Source organism: Micromonospora sp. WMMC273 (assembly GCF_027460285.1).
GTDB classification, from domain to species: domain Bacteria; phylum Actinomycetota; class Actinomycetes; order Mycobacteriales; family Micromonosporaceae; genus Micromonospora; species Micromonospora aurantiaca.
In genome coordinates, this window is the sequence record NZ_JAPZBE010000001.1 from 944,711 (window position 1) to 958,010 (window position 13,300).

Genomic DNA, 13,300 nt, shown 5'->3' on the forward strand with positions numbered 1-13,300 from the left:
TCTTCAGAGTCGTCGGAGAGGTGAGTCATGTCGGTGCCGCTGTACCAGGCCAAGGCGGAGCTGTTCCGCACCCTCGGGCACCCGGTGCGTATCCGGGTGCTCGAACTGCTCCAGGACGGGCCGAAGCCGGTCCGCGACCTGCTGGCCGCCATCGACGTGGAGGCGTCGAACCTCTCCCAGCAGCTCGCCGTGCTGCGCCGTGCCGGCATGGTCACGTCGTACCGGGACGGCCCGCTGGTGATGTACGCGCTCAGCACCCCCGACGTGGCCGACCTGCTCGCCGCCGGCCGGCGCATCCTCGGCGCGGTCCTCACCGACCGGGACGCCCTGCTGGACGAACTGCGGGCCTCGGGGACGGACCGGTGAGCGCGGCGGCCCTTCGTGCCGGTGACGCCGCCCGGCAGGCGGGCCGGCTGTTCCGCGGGCTGCTGCCCGGCAGGGCCGACTGGGCGGCGGCGCGCCGCTCGCCCCGGCGCGACCTGCTCGCCGGGCTCACCGTCGCCGTGGTGGCGCTGCCCCTGGCGCTCGCCTTCGGCGTCACCTCCGGGCTCGGCGCGCAGGCCGGCCTGGTCACCGCTGTCGTCGCCGGAGCTGTCGCGGCGGTCTTCGGCGGCTCCAACCTCCAGGTCTCCGGTCCCACCGGGGCCATGACTGTGGTGCTGGTGCCGGTGGTGCAGCAGTTCGGCGCCGGTGGCGTGCTGATGGTCGGCGCGCTGGCCGGGCTGATCCTGATCGCGCTCGCCGTGGCCCGCCTCGGCCGGTACGTCCGCTACCTGCCGACCCCGGTCATCGAGGGCTTCACGGCCGGCATCGCCGTGGTCATCGCGCTGCAACAGGTGCCGTCCGCGCTCGGCGTCACCGCCGCGCACGGCGAGAAGGTGTGGGCGGTCGCCGCCGACGCGGTCGCCCGGTTCGCCGCGCATCCCCGGCCCGCCGCGATCGCTGTGGCGCTCGGCGTGGCGGCGCTGATGCTGCTCGGCGGCCGGTGGCGGCCCGCCGTGCCGTTCTCCCTGGTCGGCGTGGCCGCTGCGACGCTGCTCGCCGAGCTGACCCCGATCGAGCTGGCCCGGATCGGCGAGCTGCCGCAGGGGCTGCCCGCGCCGTCGCTGGACTTCGTGGACCTCGGCGCGCTGGGCGTACTGCTGCCGAGCGCCCTCGCCGTGGCCGCGCTCGCCGCCCTGGAGAGCCTGCTCTCCGCCACGGTGGCCGACGGCATGACTGTCGGCGAGCGGCACGACCCGGACCGGGAACTGTTCGGCCAGGGCCTGGCCAACCTCGCCTCCCCGGTCTTCGGCGGCATCCCGGCGACCGCCGCCATCGCCCGTACCGCGGTGAACGTCCGCGCCGGGGCGTCCTCGAAGCTCGCCGCGCTCACCCACGCGGTGGCCCTCGCCGCGATCGTGCTCGCCGCCGCCCCGCTCGTCGGCCGCATCCCGCTGGCCGCCCTGGCCGGCGTGCTGCTCGCCACCACGGTACGGATGGTGGAGGCGGCCTCCCTGCTCGCGCTGATGCGGGCCACCCGGGCCGACGCGGTGGTGCTGGTGCTGACGTTCGCCGTCACTGTCATCTGGGACCTGGTGACGGCGGTGGTCGTCGGGCTCGCCGTCGCTGCCGTCCTGGCGCTGCGCGCGGTGGCGCGCAGCGCCAAGCTGGAACAGGTGCCGCTGGACACCGGCGAGCACAGCGCCGAGGAGCATGCGCTGCTCGCCGAGCACATCGTCGCGTACCGGCTGGACGGGCCGCTGTTCTTCGCCGCCGCGCACACCTTCCTGCTGGAACTGGCCGAGGTGGCCGACGTGCGGGTGGTGATCCTGCGGATGTCCCGCGTCTCCACCGTCGACGCGACGGGCGCCCAGGTGCTCGGCGACGCCATCGCCCGGTTGCGCGCCCGGGGGATCACGGTGCTGCTCTCCGGCATCACTCCGGGCCACGACCAGGTGCTCAGCACGCTCGGCGTCGCCGACGAGCTGCGCCGCGAGGGCCTGGTGTTCGCGGACACCCCGGCCGCCATCGCGTACGCCCGGGGTGTCGCCCTCGCCGCGAGTCCCGCCTAGGCTTTCGTCACCTCCTGCTTCCGCACGCCGAAGATGATCAGGTAGCCGAGGATCCACACCTCGCCCACCGTGGCGGGCACCACCAGCAGGTCGCCCGCGACCCCGGCGCCGGGGGCGAGGTACGCGACGAACGTCATGAGCACGTAGCCGACGCCGCCAGCGCCGAGGACCCAGCCCAGCGGCCGGGGCAGCCAGCCCGACCGGAGCACGCACCAGCCCATCGGCACCAGCCAGAGCCCGAAGAAGAGGCCGCCCACTTCCCACAGGTTCCCGCTGACCAGGTAGAGGAGCTGGACGGTGTCCGCGTCGCCCGGCCCGCCGGTCCCGACGCGCAAAGCTGTCCCGAGGACGGCGGCGCTGCCGAGGATCGCGACCGCGTTGACGAGCCCGAAGGCGGCGATGCTGCCCGCGACGGTGCTGTCGACGGTACGGAACAGGCGGTGGAACCAGACGGCGGTGAGCGCCTGGGTGAGGACGACGAGCAGTTCGAGGGCGATGCCGACGCGGGCAAGCGACTCGTGGGCCACCAGGTTGGCGAACGTCGCGCCCGCGTCGTCCGGGTCGAAGATCATCGGGCGGACGGTGAGGAACCCCAGCGCGCCGGTGACGGCGAGCCCGAGGTAGAACAGCCCGGTCACCCGGGCGGTACGGATCAGCTGGTGCATGGCGGCTCCTTCGGGGGTGATCGACGTGCCCGTGGCGGGGGTTGCCTTACGTTGTAAGGCCAACCATACGTTGTAAGGTCAAGGGGAGATGGAGAGCCGGATGGGAGCGAGGAAGCCACGGGAGCCGCTCAGCCGCGAGCGAGCCCTGGCCAGCGCGATCGCCCTCGTCGACGCCGAAGGGATGGCGGCGCTCACGATGCGCCGGCTCGCCGCCGAACTCGGCGTCGAGGCGATGTCGCTCTACCACCACCTACCCGGCAAGGCCGGGCTGCTCGACGGCCTCGTGGACGCCGTCGCCGCCGAGATCACCGAAGCCGCCGAGCGGGCCGAGGCGGACGTGCCCGGCGGGGACTGGCGTACCCGGCTGCGGCTGCGCTTCCTCGCCGCGCGCGCGGTCATGCTGCGGCACCCGTGGGCGCCCGCGCTGCTCAACTCCCGCCCGACCGTCCCCGCCGGGGTGTACGCGTACTACGACGGCATCCTCGCCACGCTCGTCGACGGCGGCTTCTCGTACCGGATCGCCCACCGGGCGCTGCACGCGTTCGGCAGCATGGCGCTCGGCTTCGCCCAGGAGGTGTTCCGCCCGGACGCGGGCGGGGCGGCCGACGCCGCAGCCGCGGAAGCGGAGATGGTGGTGCTGGCCGAGCGGCTGCCGCACCTGGCCGCGATGGTGGCCGCCGAGACGCACGACGCGGCCGATCCGACGCTGGGCTGGTGCGACTCTCAGACCGAGTTCGAGTTCACCCTCGACCTGCTCTTCGACGGCCTGGAGCGACACCTGCCGCGCGCCTGAACCTGTCGGTGGAACGCCATTCGCAGTCAGGTATCGGACTGTCAAGCCGACAAAAGCCGAACTGATGGCATGGCCTATCCGTCCGGCATTCGGTTTTCACCGGGACGGATCGCTCGGCATCCGACTGGTCAGCTATTTCCGTTCGTACGCGCCAATTGTCGCGCTGCTTTTCAGTCGGGCTCGCGAGTAACTTCTCGTACCACCGCATTCACGAGGAGTCACGTCATGTCTGAGGAAACCTGGCTCGCGGCCCGCCTGATTCCCACGTCCGGCATTAACGGCGCGGAGGAGCAGGAACGCCGGGCGACCTCCGCCCTGCTGGCGGTGATGAGCGCGGTACGGGAGTTCGGGCGTGTCCTGACCCAGTCCGTCGGGGCGCCGGCCGGAGTGGTGCAGACCTTCATCGAGGTGCCCTTCAAACTCGGAAACCAGCAGCTCTTTCCGGATGGTCTCATCCGCGTCACCAGGGGACAGCGCCAGTGGACCGCACTCGTCGAGGTGAAGACCGGCAGTAACCCGCTGCGATCCGAGCAGTTGGAGGCCTACCTGGACATCGCGCGGGAGCAGGGATTCGACGCCCTCATCACGATCTCCAACGAGATCGCCCCGGTCCCGGGTCAGCATCCGACGACCGTCGATCGCCGGAAACTGCGCAAGGTCGCCCTGTATCACCTGCCCTGGACGGAGATCCTGACCCAGGCGGTGATTCAGAAGGAATACCGCGGCGTCGCAGACCCGGATCAGGCATGGGTTCTGGGCGAGCTGATCCGATACCTCGAACACCCGCGTTCGGGCGCTCTTGAGTTCAGCGACATGGGGCCGGCCTGGGTGCAGGTTCGGGATGGGGTGTCGGCCGGGACCTTGCGGGCCGGCGACGACGCGGCAGCGCAGGTCGCCGGGCGCTTCGACGCCTTGATCCGTTACGCGTGCCTCCGACTCGGCCGCCAGTTGGGCACCGATGTCACTCCCGCGCTGAGCCGCCGCGACCTCGCCGACCCGGCCGCACGCACCCAGTCACTCGCCAATCAACTCGCCAGTGCCGGCACCCTGAGCGGCAGCATCCGGATTCCGGGCGCGGTCGGGCACCTTCACGTGACGGCCGATCTGCGGGCCGGGCAGATCGTCTGCCACGTCGATGTCGACGCTCCGCGGTCCGGCCGGCCGACCACCCGGGTGAACTGGCTGGTCCGTCAACTGAGGGACGCGCCGGACACGGTTCGGATCGAGGCATTCGCCATGCACGCCCGGGGCGGTGGCGCTACCGATCTCCTCCGTCAGGTACGCGCCGAGCCGACGACGCTCATCAGCGATCCCTCGCGTGAACTGCGGGCTTTCCGTATCGCCCAGAGCGCAGCTGCGGGAACCAAGCGTGGCAGTGGCCGGGGCGCCTTCATCGACTCCGTGCTGCACGCCATCGACGACTTCTATGAGCAGATCATCCAGAACCTCAAGCCGTGGATGCCTGCGGCACCCCGGTTGCGTACGTCGGAGGACGTGATCCCCGTTCAGCCGGTCGCTTCCAGCCTCGTCTCCACCGCCATCTCGTCCCAGGACAGCCCCGAGTTCGACACCCAGGGAACGCCCGGCGGCTCCGGTTCCGCGGACCGCACCGACGAGTGACCCCACCGTTCCGCCCGTGGTGGGGGAGCGATACATCCAGCCCTGACGGACGGGCGGGTTCGGGCGGCGCCCGGCGGGTACCAGGACGGCATGACTGATCCGGTTGAGCTGTCCGAACTGCACGCCGGAGGCGCCGACCCCGACGACGTCACTCCGGAGGACCCGCACGCCGACCTGGACGGGACCGACGAGAACTCACCGGCGGAGTTCGGCCTGCCGATAGACGGCACCCTTCCGGCCGAGGAGGACCCCGCCCAGTCCTGACGCGCCCGCCACCGTTGCCGCTGCGCCGTGAGTGGAACGTCATGGGTGTCTACGGCATCGTTTGACACCCATGACGTTCCACCCGACGGCTGTGCAGGCCGAGAGCGCTAGTTGGGCAGGGCGGCGAGGCCGGCCAGCAGTTCCCACCGCTCGGCCTCGGTGAGGACCGCGTACGCCGGCTCGTCGCGGCGGTCGGTGTCCGCCTCGATCGCCGCGCGTTCCGGGCCGTCCGGCAGCACCCGGGTCTCGTCGGCGGTCAGCCCGGCGGCCCGCCACGCGGCCCGGTGCGCGTCGGCGCGGTGGTGCCGCAGCGAGCCCAGCCGGGTGACGAGCAGCAGCGCCGGGGAGGCGCCCTCCGGCTCGTACGGCGGGGACATCGCCCGGAACACCGGCCCGCCGGTGGCCTGCGCGTGCGTCAGCACCCGGCCGACCAGGTCGGCGAGGCGGGGCACGATGCTCAGGCCGGGCAGCACGCCGGGCAGCGTCGACCACAGCTCCTCGGCGGCCTCGCCGCTGGCCCGCTGGGCGAACAGCGTCAGCTCGCGGCCCAGGTCGGTGAGGTGCCAGGCGCCGTCGGCGTCCCGGACGACGATGCCCTTCTCCAGCTCCTCGTCCATGCTGCCGGACGTGTAGATCAGGCCGTCGGCCAGCGCCTCGGCGGGCATCGGCCGGGCCAGCACGCCGGAGAAGAAGCTGTTCTCCGCGCCGAGCGTGCAGCCCCGCTCGGCGTAGAACGCCTCCATCCGGGCGCGTGCTCCCCAGCGGGCGCCCACGTACACCCGGTCGATCGCGGGCCGGACCAGTCGCGCGTAGCTCACCGTCGTCTCCACGCCGCCGGACCCTACCGGCGGCGGGCGTCGCGCGGGGCCCTGTCGCAGAGCCCCGCGCTGCTCACTCCGGGACGCGGCGGTAGGCGCCGTCGCTGGCCGAGGTCGCCATCGACGCGTACGCGCGCAGCGCCGCCGACACCGGACGCTGCCGGTCGAGCGGGGTGTACGGGCGGTCCCGCTTCTCCTCGGCCACCCGGCGCGCCTCCAGCACGTCGGCGGGCACGTTCAGCTCGATCGACCGGCCCGGGATGTCGATGACGATCTCGTCGCCGTCGCGGACCAGCGCGATCAGTCCACCGGAGGCCGCCTCCGGGGAGACGTGCCCGATGGACAGGCCGGAGGTGCCGCCGGAGAACCGGCCGTCGGTCAGCAGCGCGCAGGAGCGGCCCAGCCCACGGCCCTTGAGGAACGACGTGGGGTAGAGCATCTCCTGCATGCCGGGGCCGCCCTTCGGGCCCTCGTACCGGATCACCACCACGTCCCCGGCGACGATCTCCTTGGCGAGGATCGCGGTCACCGCGTCGTCCTGCGACTCGTAGACCTTGGCCGGGCCGCGGAACGTCAGGCACTCCTCGGGCACGCCGGCGGTCTTCACCACGCAGCCGGCCGGCGCGAGGTTGCCGTGCAGGATGGCCAGGCCGCCGTCCGCGCTGTACGCGTGCTCCCGGTCCCTGATGCAGCCGCCGGCCGCGTCGGTGTCCAGCGACGACCAGCGGTTGGTGGTGGAGAACGGCTCGGTGGTGCGCACCCCGCCCGGCGCGGCGTGGAACAGCTCGACCGCCTCGCGCGTGGCCGCGCCGCCGCGCACGTCCCAGTCGGCCAGCCACTCGTCGAGACTGGGGGAGTGCACCGCGCGCACGTCGCGGTGCAGCAGCCCGGCGCGGTCCAGCTCACCGAGGATGGCCGGGATGCCGCCGGCCCGGTGCACGTCCTCCATGTGGTAGTTCGGGGAGTTCGGGGCGACCTTGGCCAGGCACGGCACCCGGCGGGAGATCGCGTCGATGTCGGCGACGCCGAAGTCCAGCTCCGCCTCGCGGGCGGCGGCGAGCAGGTGCAGCACGGTGTTCGTGGAGCCGCCCATCGCCACGTCGAGGGCGATCGCGTTCTCGAACGCCTCCCGGCCGGCGATCGAGCGCGGCAGCACCGAGGCGTCGTCGTTCTCGTACCACTGCTTGGCGATCTCGACGACGGTGCGCCCGGCCTCGACGAACAGCGACCGCCGCGCGGCGTGGGTGGCGAGCGTCGAACCGTTGCCCGGCAGCGCCAGGCCGATCGCCTCGGTGAGGCAGTTCATCGAGTTGGCGGTGAACATGCCGGAGCAGGAGCCGCAGGTCGGGCACGCGGAGCGCTCGATCTCGCCGAGCTGGTCGTCGGTGACCGCCTCGTTGGAGGAGGCGATCATGGCGTCGATCAGGTCGATCTTGGAGTGCACCACGCCCTCGATCGCCACCGTCTTGCCGGCCTCCATCGGGCCGCCGGAGACGAAGACCGTCGGGATGTTGAGCCGCAGCGCGGCGAGCAGCATGCCCGGGGTGATCTTGTCGCAGTTGGAGATGCAGACCAGGGCGTCCGCGCAGTGCGCGTTGACCATGTACTCCACCGCGTCGGCGATCAGCTCCCGGCTGGGCAGGGAGTAGAGCATGCCGCCGTGGCCCATGGCGATGCCGTCGTCCACGGCGATCGTGTTGAACTCCCGGCCGACGCCGCCGGCCTCGGCCACCGCGTCGGCGACCAGGCCGCCGAGGTCCTTGAGGTGGACGTGACCGGGTACGAACTGGGTGAAACTGTTCGCGATGGCGACGATCGGCTTGCCGAAGTCGTCGTCGGTCATCCCGGTGGCCCGCCAGAGGGCCCGGGCGCCGGCCATCGTCCGACCGTGGGTGGAGGTCCTCGACCGCAGCTCAGGCATGACAACCAGTCTGACACCATCCGCGCGGCGACCCCGCCGCACGCACCCTGTGTCCCAACAGTTGCACACCCGGTGCCCCACGGGAGGCGCTCATCCGGCAGAGTTGACGCGTGCAGTCGTCCCCGGGGATGGTCACCGTCGCGGTGTTGAGCGGGATCGCCGCGGCCGGCGCCGCCGTGCTGCTCGCCGCCTCGGTGCGGCGCCGCACCGGCCCCCGCCGGCCGGCTCACCTGCTGCTCGCGGTCGCCGCCGGGGCCGCCCTGTTCAGCCTCCTGGTCGGCCTCGGCGGTCTGCTGGCCGCCGGTGACCACTGGGCGCACCGGCAGGGCCAGCGGACCGGTTGGGCGATCCTGGTCGCCGTCGGCACGACGCTCGCCGCGCTCGGTCTCGGCGCCGCCGTGCTGCGGCTGCCCGGCGCGGCCGCGTCCCGGGCGGCCACCGCCCGGCTGCTGCTCGACGGCCTGATCATGGGCAGTGCGCTCTGGTTCGTCGGCTGGGTGGCGATCAGCGAGCCGACCCGGCTGCTCGGCGACGCCACCCCGGTCGCCTGCCTGCCGATCGTGCTGGCGACGGTCAGCGCGGCGCTCACCACCGGGCTCACCGTGATCGTCGTGCTGCGGGTCGCGCCGCCGCGCGGGTGGCTCACGCTGCTCGCGGCCGGCGCGACAGCGGTGACGGCCGGCGGGCTGGCCGTGTCCGCCGGGCTCTGCCAGGCCGGCCCGGGCATGGTGCTCACCGGCGCGGTGCTGACCGCCGCCGGGCTGCTGGCCACCGCCGTGGCCGGGCGCCGCGCCGACCTGACGCAGCTCGACGTCGACTTCATCCGCCGCGACGGCGAGTACGCCTTCGTGCCCATGTTCGCGATGGCCGCCTCCGCGATGTACCACCTGGTGCAGGGCGGCGGGTTCGACGGGTATGCGATCGTGGCCGGCACGGTCGAGGGGTTCGCCCTGGTGACCCGGCAATATCTGGCCCTGAACGACGTCCGCGGCTACGCGATCCGGCTCGCCGAGCGCGAGGCGCACTTCCGCGAGCTGGCGCACACCGACCCGCTGACCGGGCTGGCGAACCGGCGCGGGCTGCTGCGCGCCCTGCACCGCAGTGCCGAGGCGGGCATGCCGTGCGTGTTGCTCGGGCTCGACCTCGACGGCTTCAAGAACGTCAACGACATGCGCGGGCACGACGTCGGCGACGCGGTGCTGATCGAGGTGGGACGGCGGCTGCGGGGCAACCTGCGCCCGGGTGATCTGGCCGCCCGGCTCGGCGGTGACGAGTTCGCGGTGCTGATGCACGGTTCGGCCGACCCCGGCCCGGTCGCCGACCGCCTGCTCGGGGTCCTCGGCCGCCCGTACGAGCAGGGGGACGGGCCGGTCTTCCTGTCGGTGAGCATCGGGGTGGCCGCCGGGCAGCGGGAGCAGGACGTCGAGCTGCTGCTGCGCAACGCCGACCTGGCGCTGCGCTACGCCAAGCAGCGGGGCAAGAACCGGATCGAGCGCTACGACGCCACGTACGACCAGTTGCTGAGCCGGCGTACCCGGATGGAGCACGAGCTGCGCGGTGCGATCGAGCGCGACGAGCTGCGGCTGGTCTTCCAGCCGGTGGCCTCGCTGCCGTCGGTGCGGCCGGTCGGCGCGGAGGCGCTGCTGCGCTGGCGGCACCCGGAGCTGGGCAACGTCCGGCCGGACGAGTTCATCCCGCTCGCCGAGGAGTGCGGGATGATCGCCAAGCTCGGCGCGTGGGTGCTGCACCAGGCCTGCTTCCAGCTCTCCCGCTGGCTGGCCGACGGGCACGACGTCTGGGTGTCGGTGAACGTGTCGCCGCGCGAGCTGCACGCCCCGGAGTACGTGGTCCAGGTCGCCGACGCGCTGCGCGCGCACCACGTGCCGCCGCAGCGGCTGGTGCTGGAGGTGACCGAGCACGCGGTCGCCACCGACCTGGACGAGCTGATCCGGCGGCTCACCGCGCTGCGGCTGACCGGGGTGCGGATCGCGCTGGACGACTTCGGCGCCGGCTACTCGTCGCTCGGCCAGCTCCGGCGCCTGCCGATCGACATCCTGAAGATCGACCACAGTCTGGTCGCCGAGCACGAGCCGGTCCGGCCGGTCGGGCGGGACGGCCCGGCGTTCGCCCCGATGGTCGACATCGTCATGCGCCTGGGTCACCAGCTCGGGCTGGAGGTGATCGCCGAGGGCGTCACCAACCCGACCGAGCTGGCCGCGGTGGTGGCCGCCGGGTGCCGGTTCGGCCAGGGCGCGCTGTTCGGCTGGGGCGTACCGGCCGAGCACCTGGAGGCGATGCTGGAGGCGGCCACCGCGCCGGGCAACCGGCACACCGCGATGCCGCCGGCGCCGCCGCCCGCGCCGGCCCGCGCCCCGTCGCCGCTGCTGCCGAGGCTGCGCAACAATCCGCCCGCCGCGGTGCCCGCGCAGCGTCCCCCGATGGAGGGATCTTCGCAGGTGGCACCGGTCGCGGAGGGGGTGCCGGTGACCGACACGCCCACGTCCGTGAACCAAAATGTGGGATCAGTTGACTCATCGCGTGAGATGCGTCAGGCTTAGCCGCATGTCGTCGAACCGGTCGCCGCGAGTACTTACCTGAGCGCACTCTCCCACCGAGAGTGCGCTGGCCCCGTGCATCCTGCACGTGGGCTTTTTTGTTGCCGTCGGACCATCGCCGGGACCTCGCCGTCCCATCCTGAGAAGCGCGTCACCCACTCACTTCCGAAGGCTTGAACCGCCATGACGAGACCCACGCCAGAGACCCTCGCCCACTCCGCCCGCCGTGCCCGCTCCGGCACCGGCGCGGCCGGTGACTCCGACCCCGCCGCCCGCCCCGGCCGTACCGTCCCGGCGGCCGCCACCACCGAGACGCCCGTACGGGAGCCCGCCACCGCGCAGGTCTCGGGCGCCGGTTCGCTCGTGCGGTCGCTGGAGGCGCTCGGCGTCGACGTGGTCTTCGGCATTCCGGGCGGCGCGATCCTGCCCGCCTACGACCCGCTCTACGACTCCACGGTCCGGCACATCCTGGTCCGCCACGAGCAGGGCGCCGGGCACGCGGCCACCGGTTACGCGCAGGCCACCGGCCGGGTCGGCGTGTGCATCGCCACCTCCGGCCCGGGCGCGACGAACCTGGTGACCCCGATCGCGGACGCGTACATGGACTCGGTCCCGATGGTGGCGATCACCGGCCAGGTGGCCCGGCCGTCGATCGGCACCGACGCCTTCCAGGAGGCGGACATCCAGGGCATCACGCTGCCCATCACGAAGCACAACTTCCTGGTGCAGACCGCCGACGAGATCCCCCGCGTGCTGGCCGAGGCGTTCCACCTGGCCGCGACCGGCCGCCCGGGCCCGGTGCTCGTCGACATCCCCAAGGACGTGCTCCAGGCGCCGGCGACCTTCTCCTGGCCGCCGACGCTCGACCTGCCCGGCTACCGGCCCACGCTGCACCCGCACGGCAAGCAGATCCGGGAGGCGGCCCGGCTGATGACCGGCGCCCGCCGTCCGGTCCTCTACGTCGGCGGCGGCGTGCTCAAGGCCGGCGCCACCGAGGGGCTGCGCAAGCTGGCCGAGCAGACCGGCATCCCGGTGGTCACCACGCTGATGGCACTGGGCGCGTTCCCCGACTCGCACCGCCAGCACCTGGGCATGCCCGGCATGCACGGCACCGTCGCCGCGGTCTACGGCCTGCAGAAGGCCGACCTGATCGTGGCGCTGGGCGCCCGCTTCGACGACCGGGTGACCGGCAAGCTGGACTCGTTCGCGCCGGACGCGACAGTCGTGCACGCCGACATCGACCCGGCCGAGATCGGCAAGAACCGGCACGCGGACGTCCCGATCGTGGGCGACGCGCGGCACGTGATCGACGAGCTGATCGCCGCCGTCACCGCCGAGCAGGCCGCCCACCCGCCGGCCGACCTGACCGGCTGGTGGGCCCAGCTCGACGACCTGCGCGAGCGGTACCCGCTGGGCTTCGAGGAGCCGGCCGACGGCACGCTCTCCCCGCAGTACGTGATCAAGCGGCTGGGCGAGATCGCCGGCCCGGACGCGGTCTACGTGGCGGGCGTCGGCCAGCACCAGATGTGGGCCAGCCAGTTCATCTCGTACGAGAAGCCGCACACCTGGCTCAACTCCGGTGGCCTGGGCACGATGGGCTACGCCGTCCCGGCCGCGATGGGCGCCAAGGTCGGCAAGCCGGACACCACGGTGTGGGCGGTCGACGGCGACGGCTGCTTCCAGATGACCAACCAGGAGCTGGCCACCTGCGCGCTGGAGGGCATCCCGATCAAGGTCGCCGTGATCAACAACGGCAACCTGGGCATGGTGCGGCAGTGGCAGACCCTGTTCTACGGGGAGCGCTACTCCAACACCGAGCTGGGCACCCACAAGCACCGCATCCCGGACTTCGTCAAGCTCGCCGAGGCGCTCGGCTGCGTCGGCCTGCGCTGCGAGAACGCGGCCGACGTGGACAAGACCATCGAGGCGGCCATGGCGATCAACGACGCGCCGGTGGTCATCGACTTCGTGGTCGGCAAGGACGCGATGGTCTGGCCGATGGTCGCCGCCGGCACCAGCAATGACGAGATCATGTTCGCCAGGGGTGTGCGCCCCGCGTTCGACGAGGACGAACTCTAGATGACTATGCACACGCTGTCCGTGCTGGTGGAGAACAAGCCGGGTGTCCTGGCCCGGGTCTCCGGGCTGTTCTCCCGGCGCGGGTTCAACATCGACAGCCTCGCCGTCGGCGAGACCGAGAACCCGGACGTCTCCCGCATCACCATCGTGGTCAACGCCGAGTCCTCGCCGCTGGAGCAGGTGACCAAGCAGCTCAACAAGCTGGTGAACGTCCTCAAGATCGTGGAGCTGGACCCGCAGGTGTCGGTGGCGCGGGAGCTGCTGCTGGTCAAGGTCCGCGCGGACCGCGCGGCCCGCGCCCAGGTGCTGGAGACGGTCGGCCTGTTCCGCGCCCGGGTGGTCGACGTCGCGCCGGACACGCTGACCATCGAGGCGACCGGCACGCCGGACAAGCTCGACGCGCTGCTGCGCGACCTGGAGCCGTTCGGCATCAAGGAGATGGTCCAGTCCGGCACCGTGGCGATCGGGCGGGGTTCGCGGGCCATCACCGCCGGCCCGGCCCTGCGCGCCGCCTGATCCGTACCCACAAGT

At 72.6% G+C, this 13,300-nt stretch carries 11 protein-coding genes; 8 read left to right on the forward strand and 3 right to left on the reverse strand.

Annotated features, from left to right (window positions below):
- Positions 1 to 27 precede the first annotated feature (27 nt).
- Entirely contained in the window at positions 28 to 366 is a 339-nt protein-coding gene (locus O7611_RS04585; protein ID WP_013284484.1) for an ArsR/SmtB family transcription factor, read from the forward strand.
- Positions 363 to 2,054, forward strand: a complete 1,692-nt coding sequence (locus O7611_RS04590; protein WP_194799645.1) for a SulP family inorganic anion transporter — start codon at positions 363 to 365, stop codon at positions 2,052 to 2,054. Before O7611_RS04585 ends, O7611_RS04590 begins: the two co-directional genes overlap by 4 nt.
- Here the strand turns inward: O7611_RS04590 and O7611_RS04595 are convergent.
- A complete protein-coding gene (locus O7611_RS04595; protein WP_269696270.1) occupies positions 2,051 to 2,719 on the reverse strand; it encodes a DUF4386 domain-containing protein in 669 nt (222 codons plus the stop codon). The two genes, O7611_RS04590 and O7611_RS04595, sit on opposite strands and share 4 nt — an antisense overlap.
- A gap of 88 nt (positions 2,720 to 2,807) precedes the next feature.
- Here O7611_RS04595 and O7611_RS04600 point away from each other — a divergent pair, with 88 nt between their 5' ends.
- The 3 genes from O7611_RS04600 to O7611_RS04610 all read left to right on the forward strand — a co-directional run bounded on the left by O7611_RS04600 (position 2,808) and on the right by O7611_RS04610 (position 5,396).
- Positions 2,808 to 3,512, forward strand: a complete 705-nt coding sequence (locus O7611_RS04600; RefSeq protein ID WP_269696271.1) for a TetR/AcrR family transcriptional regulator C-terminal domain-containing protein — start codon at positions 2,808 to 2,810, stop codon at positions 3,510 to 3,512.
- A gap of 225 nt (positions 3,513 to 3,737) precedes the next feature.
- On the forward strand, positions 3,738 to 5,132 hold the full coding sequence (locus O7611_RS04605; RefSeq protein ID WP_194799648.1) for a stress response protein: 1,395 nt from the start codon (positions 3,738 to 3,740) through the stop codon (positions 5,130 to 5,132).
- Between the two features lie 90 nt (positions 5,133 to 5,222).
- Positions 5,223 to 5,396: a hypothetical protein gene (locus O7611_RS04610; RefSeq protein ID WP_194799649.1), complete on the forward strand. Its 174-nt coding sequence runs from the start codon at positions 5,223 to 5,225 to the stop codon at positions 5,394 to 5,396.
- A 107-nt stretch (positions 5,397 to 5,503) separates the two neighbouring features.
- Here O7611_RS04610 and O7611_RS04615 read toward each other — a convergent pair whose 3' ends face one another.
- Both O7611_RS04615 and ilvD read right to left on the reverse strand, forming a co-directional pair.
- Positions 5,504 to 6,226, reverse strand: coding sequence for a hypothetical protein (locus O7611_RS04615; RefSeq protein ID WP_269696272.1), 723 nt, complete (start codon positions 6,224 to 6,226; stop codon positions 5,504 to 5,506).
- Positions 6,227 to 6,287: 61 nt separating this feature from the next.
- Entirely contained in the window at positions 6,288 to 8,135 is a 1,848-nt protein-coding gene (ilvD, locus tag O7611_RS04620; RefSeq protein WP_194799650.1) for a dihydroxy-acid dehydratase, read from the reverse strand.
- 110 nt (positions 8,136 to 8,245) lie between these two features.
- Here ilvD and O7611_RS04625 point away from each other — a divergent pair, with 110 nt between their 5' ends.
- The 3 genes from O7611_RS04625 (at position 8,246) to ilvN (ending at position 13,285) form a co-directional block, all read left to right on the forward strand.
- Entirely contained in the window at positions 8,246 to 10,693 is a 2,448-nt protein-coding gene (locus tag O7611_RS04625; protein WP_194799651.1) for a putative bifunctional diguanylate cyclase/phosphodiesterase, read from the forward strand.
- Positions 10,694 to 10,873: 180 nt separating this feature from the next.
- Positions 10,874 to 12,769 carry an acetolactate synthase large subunit gene (locus O7611_RS04630; protein WP_194799652.1) on the forward strand — a complete coding sequence of 632 codons (1,896 nt, stop codon included), beginning with the start codon at positions 10,874 to 10,876 and terminating at the stop codon, positions 12,767 to 12,769.
- Positions 12,770 to 13,285: an acetolactate synthase small subunit gene (gene ilvN, locus O7611_RS04635; RefSeq protein WP_013284504.1), complete on the forward strand. Its 516-nt coding sequence runs from the start codon at positions 12,770 to 12,772 to the stop codon at positions 13,283 to 13,285.
- Positions 13,286 to 13,300: the final 15 nt, after the last annotated feature.

Bases quoted from the DNA above. Each gene is read 5' to 3' on its own strand.
- O7611_RS04585 (WP_013284484.1), top strand. From the start codon at position 28: ATGTCGGTGCCGCTGTACCAGGCCAAGGCGGAGCTGTTCCGCACCCTC.
- O7611_RS04595 (WP_269696270.1), bottom strand. From the start codon at position 2,719: ATGCACCAGCTGATCCGTACCGCCCGGGTGACCGGGCTGTTCTACCTC.
- O7611_RS04600 (WP_269696271.1), top strand. From the start codon at position 2,808: ATGGAGAGCCGGATGGGAGCGAGGAAGCCACGGGAGCCGCTCAGCCGC.
- O7611_RS04605 (WP_194799648.1), top strand. From the start codon at position 3,738: ATGTCTGAGGAAACCTGGCTCGCGGCCCGCCTGATTCCCACGTCCGGC.
- O7611_RS04610 (WP_194799649.1), top strand. From the start codon at position 5,223: ATGACTGATCCGGTTGAGCTGTCCGAACTGCACGCCGGAGGCGCCGAC.
- ilvD (WP_194799650.1), bottom strand. From the start codon at position 8,135: ATGCCTGAGCTGCGGTCGAGGACCTCCACCCACGGTCGGACGATGGCC.
- O7611_RS04630 (WP_194799652.1), top strand. From the start codon at position 10,874: ATGACGAGACCCACGCCAGAGACCCTCGCCCACTCCGCCCGCCGTGCC.
- ilvN (WP_013284504.1), top strand. From the start codon at position 12,770: ATGACTATGCACACGCTGTCCGTGCTGGTGGAGAACAAGCCGGGTGTC.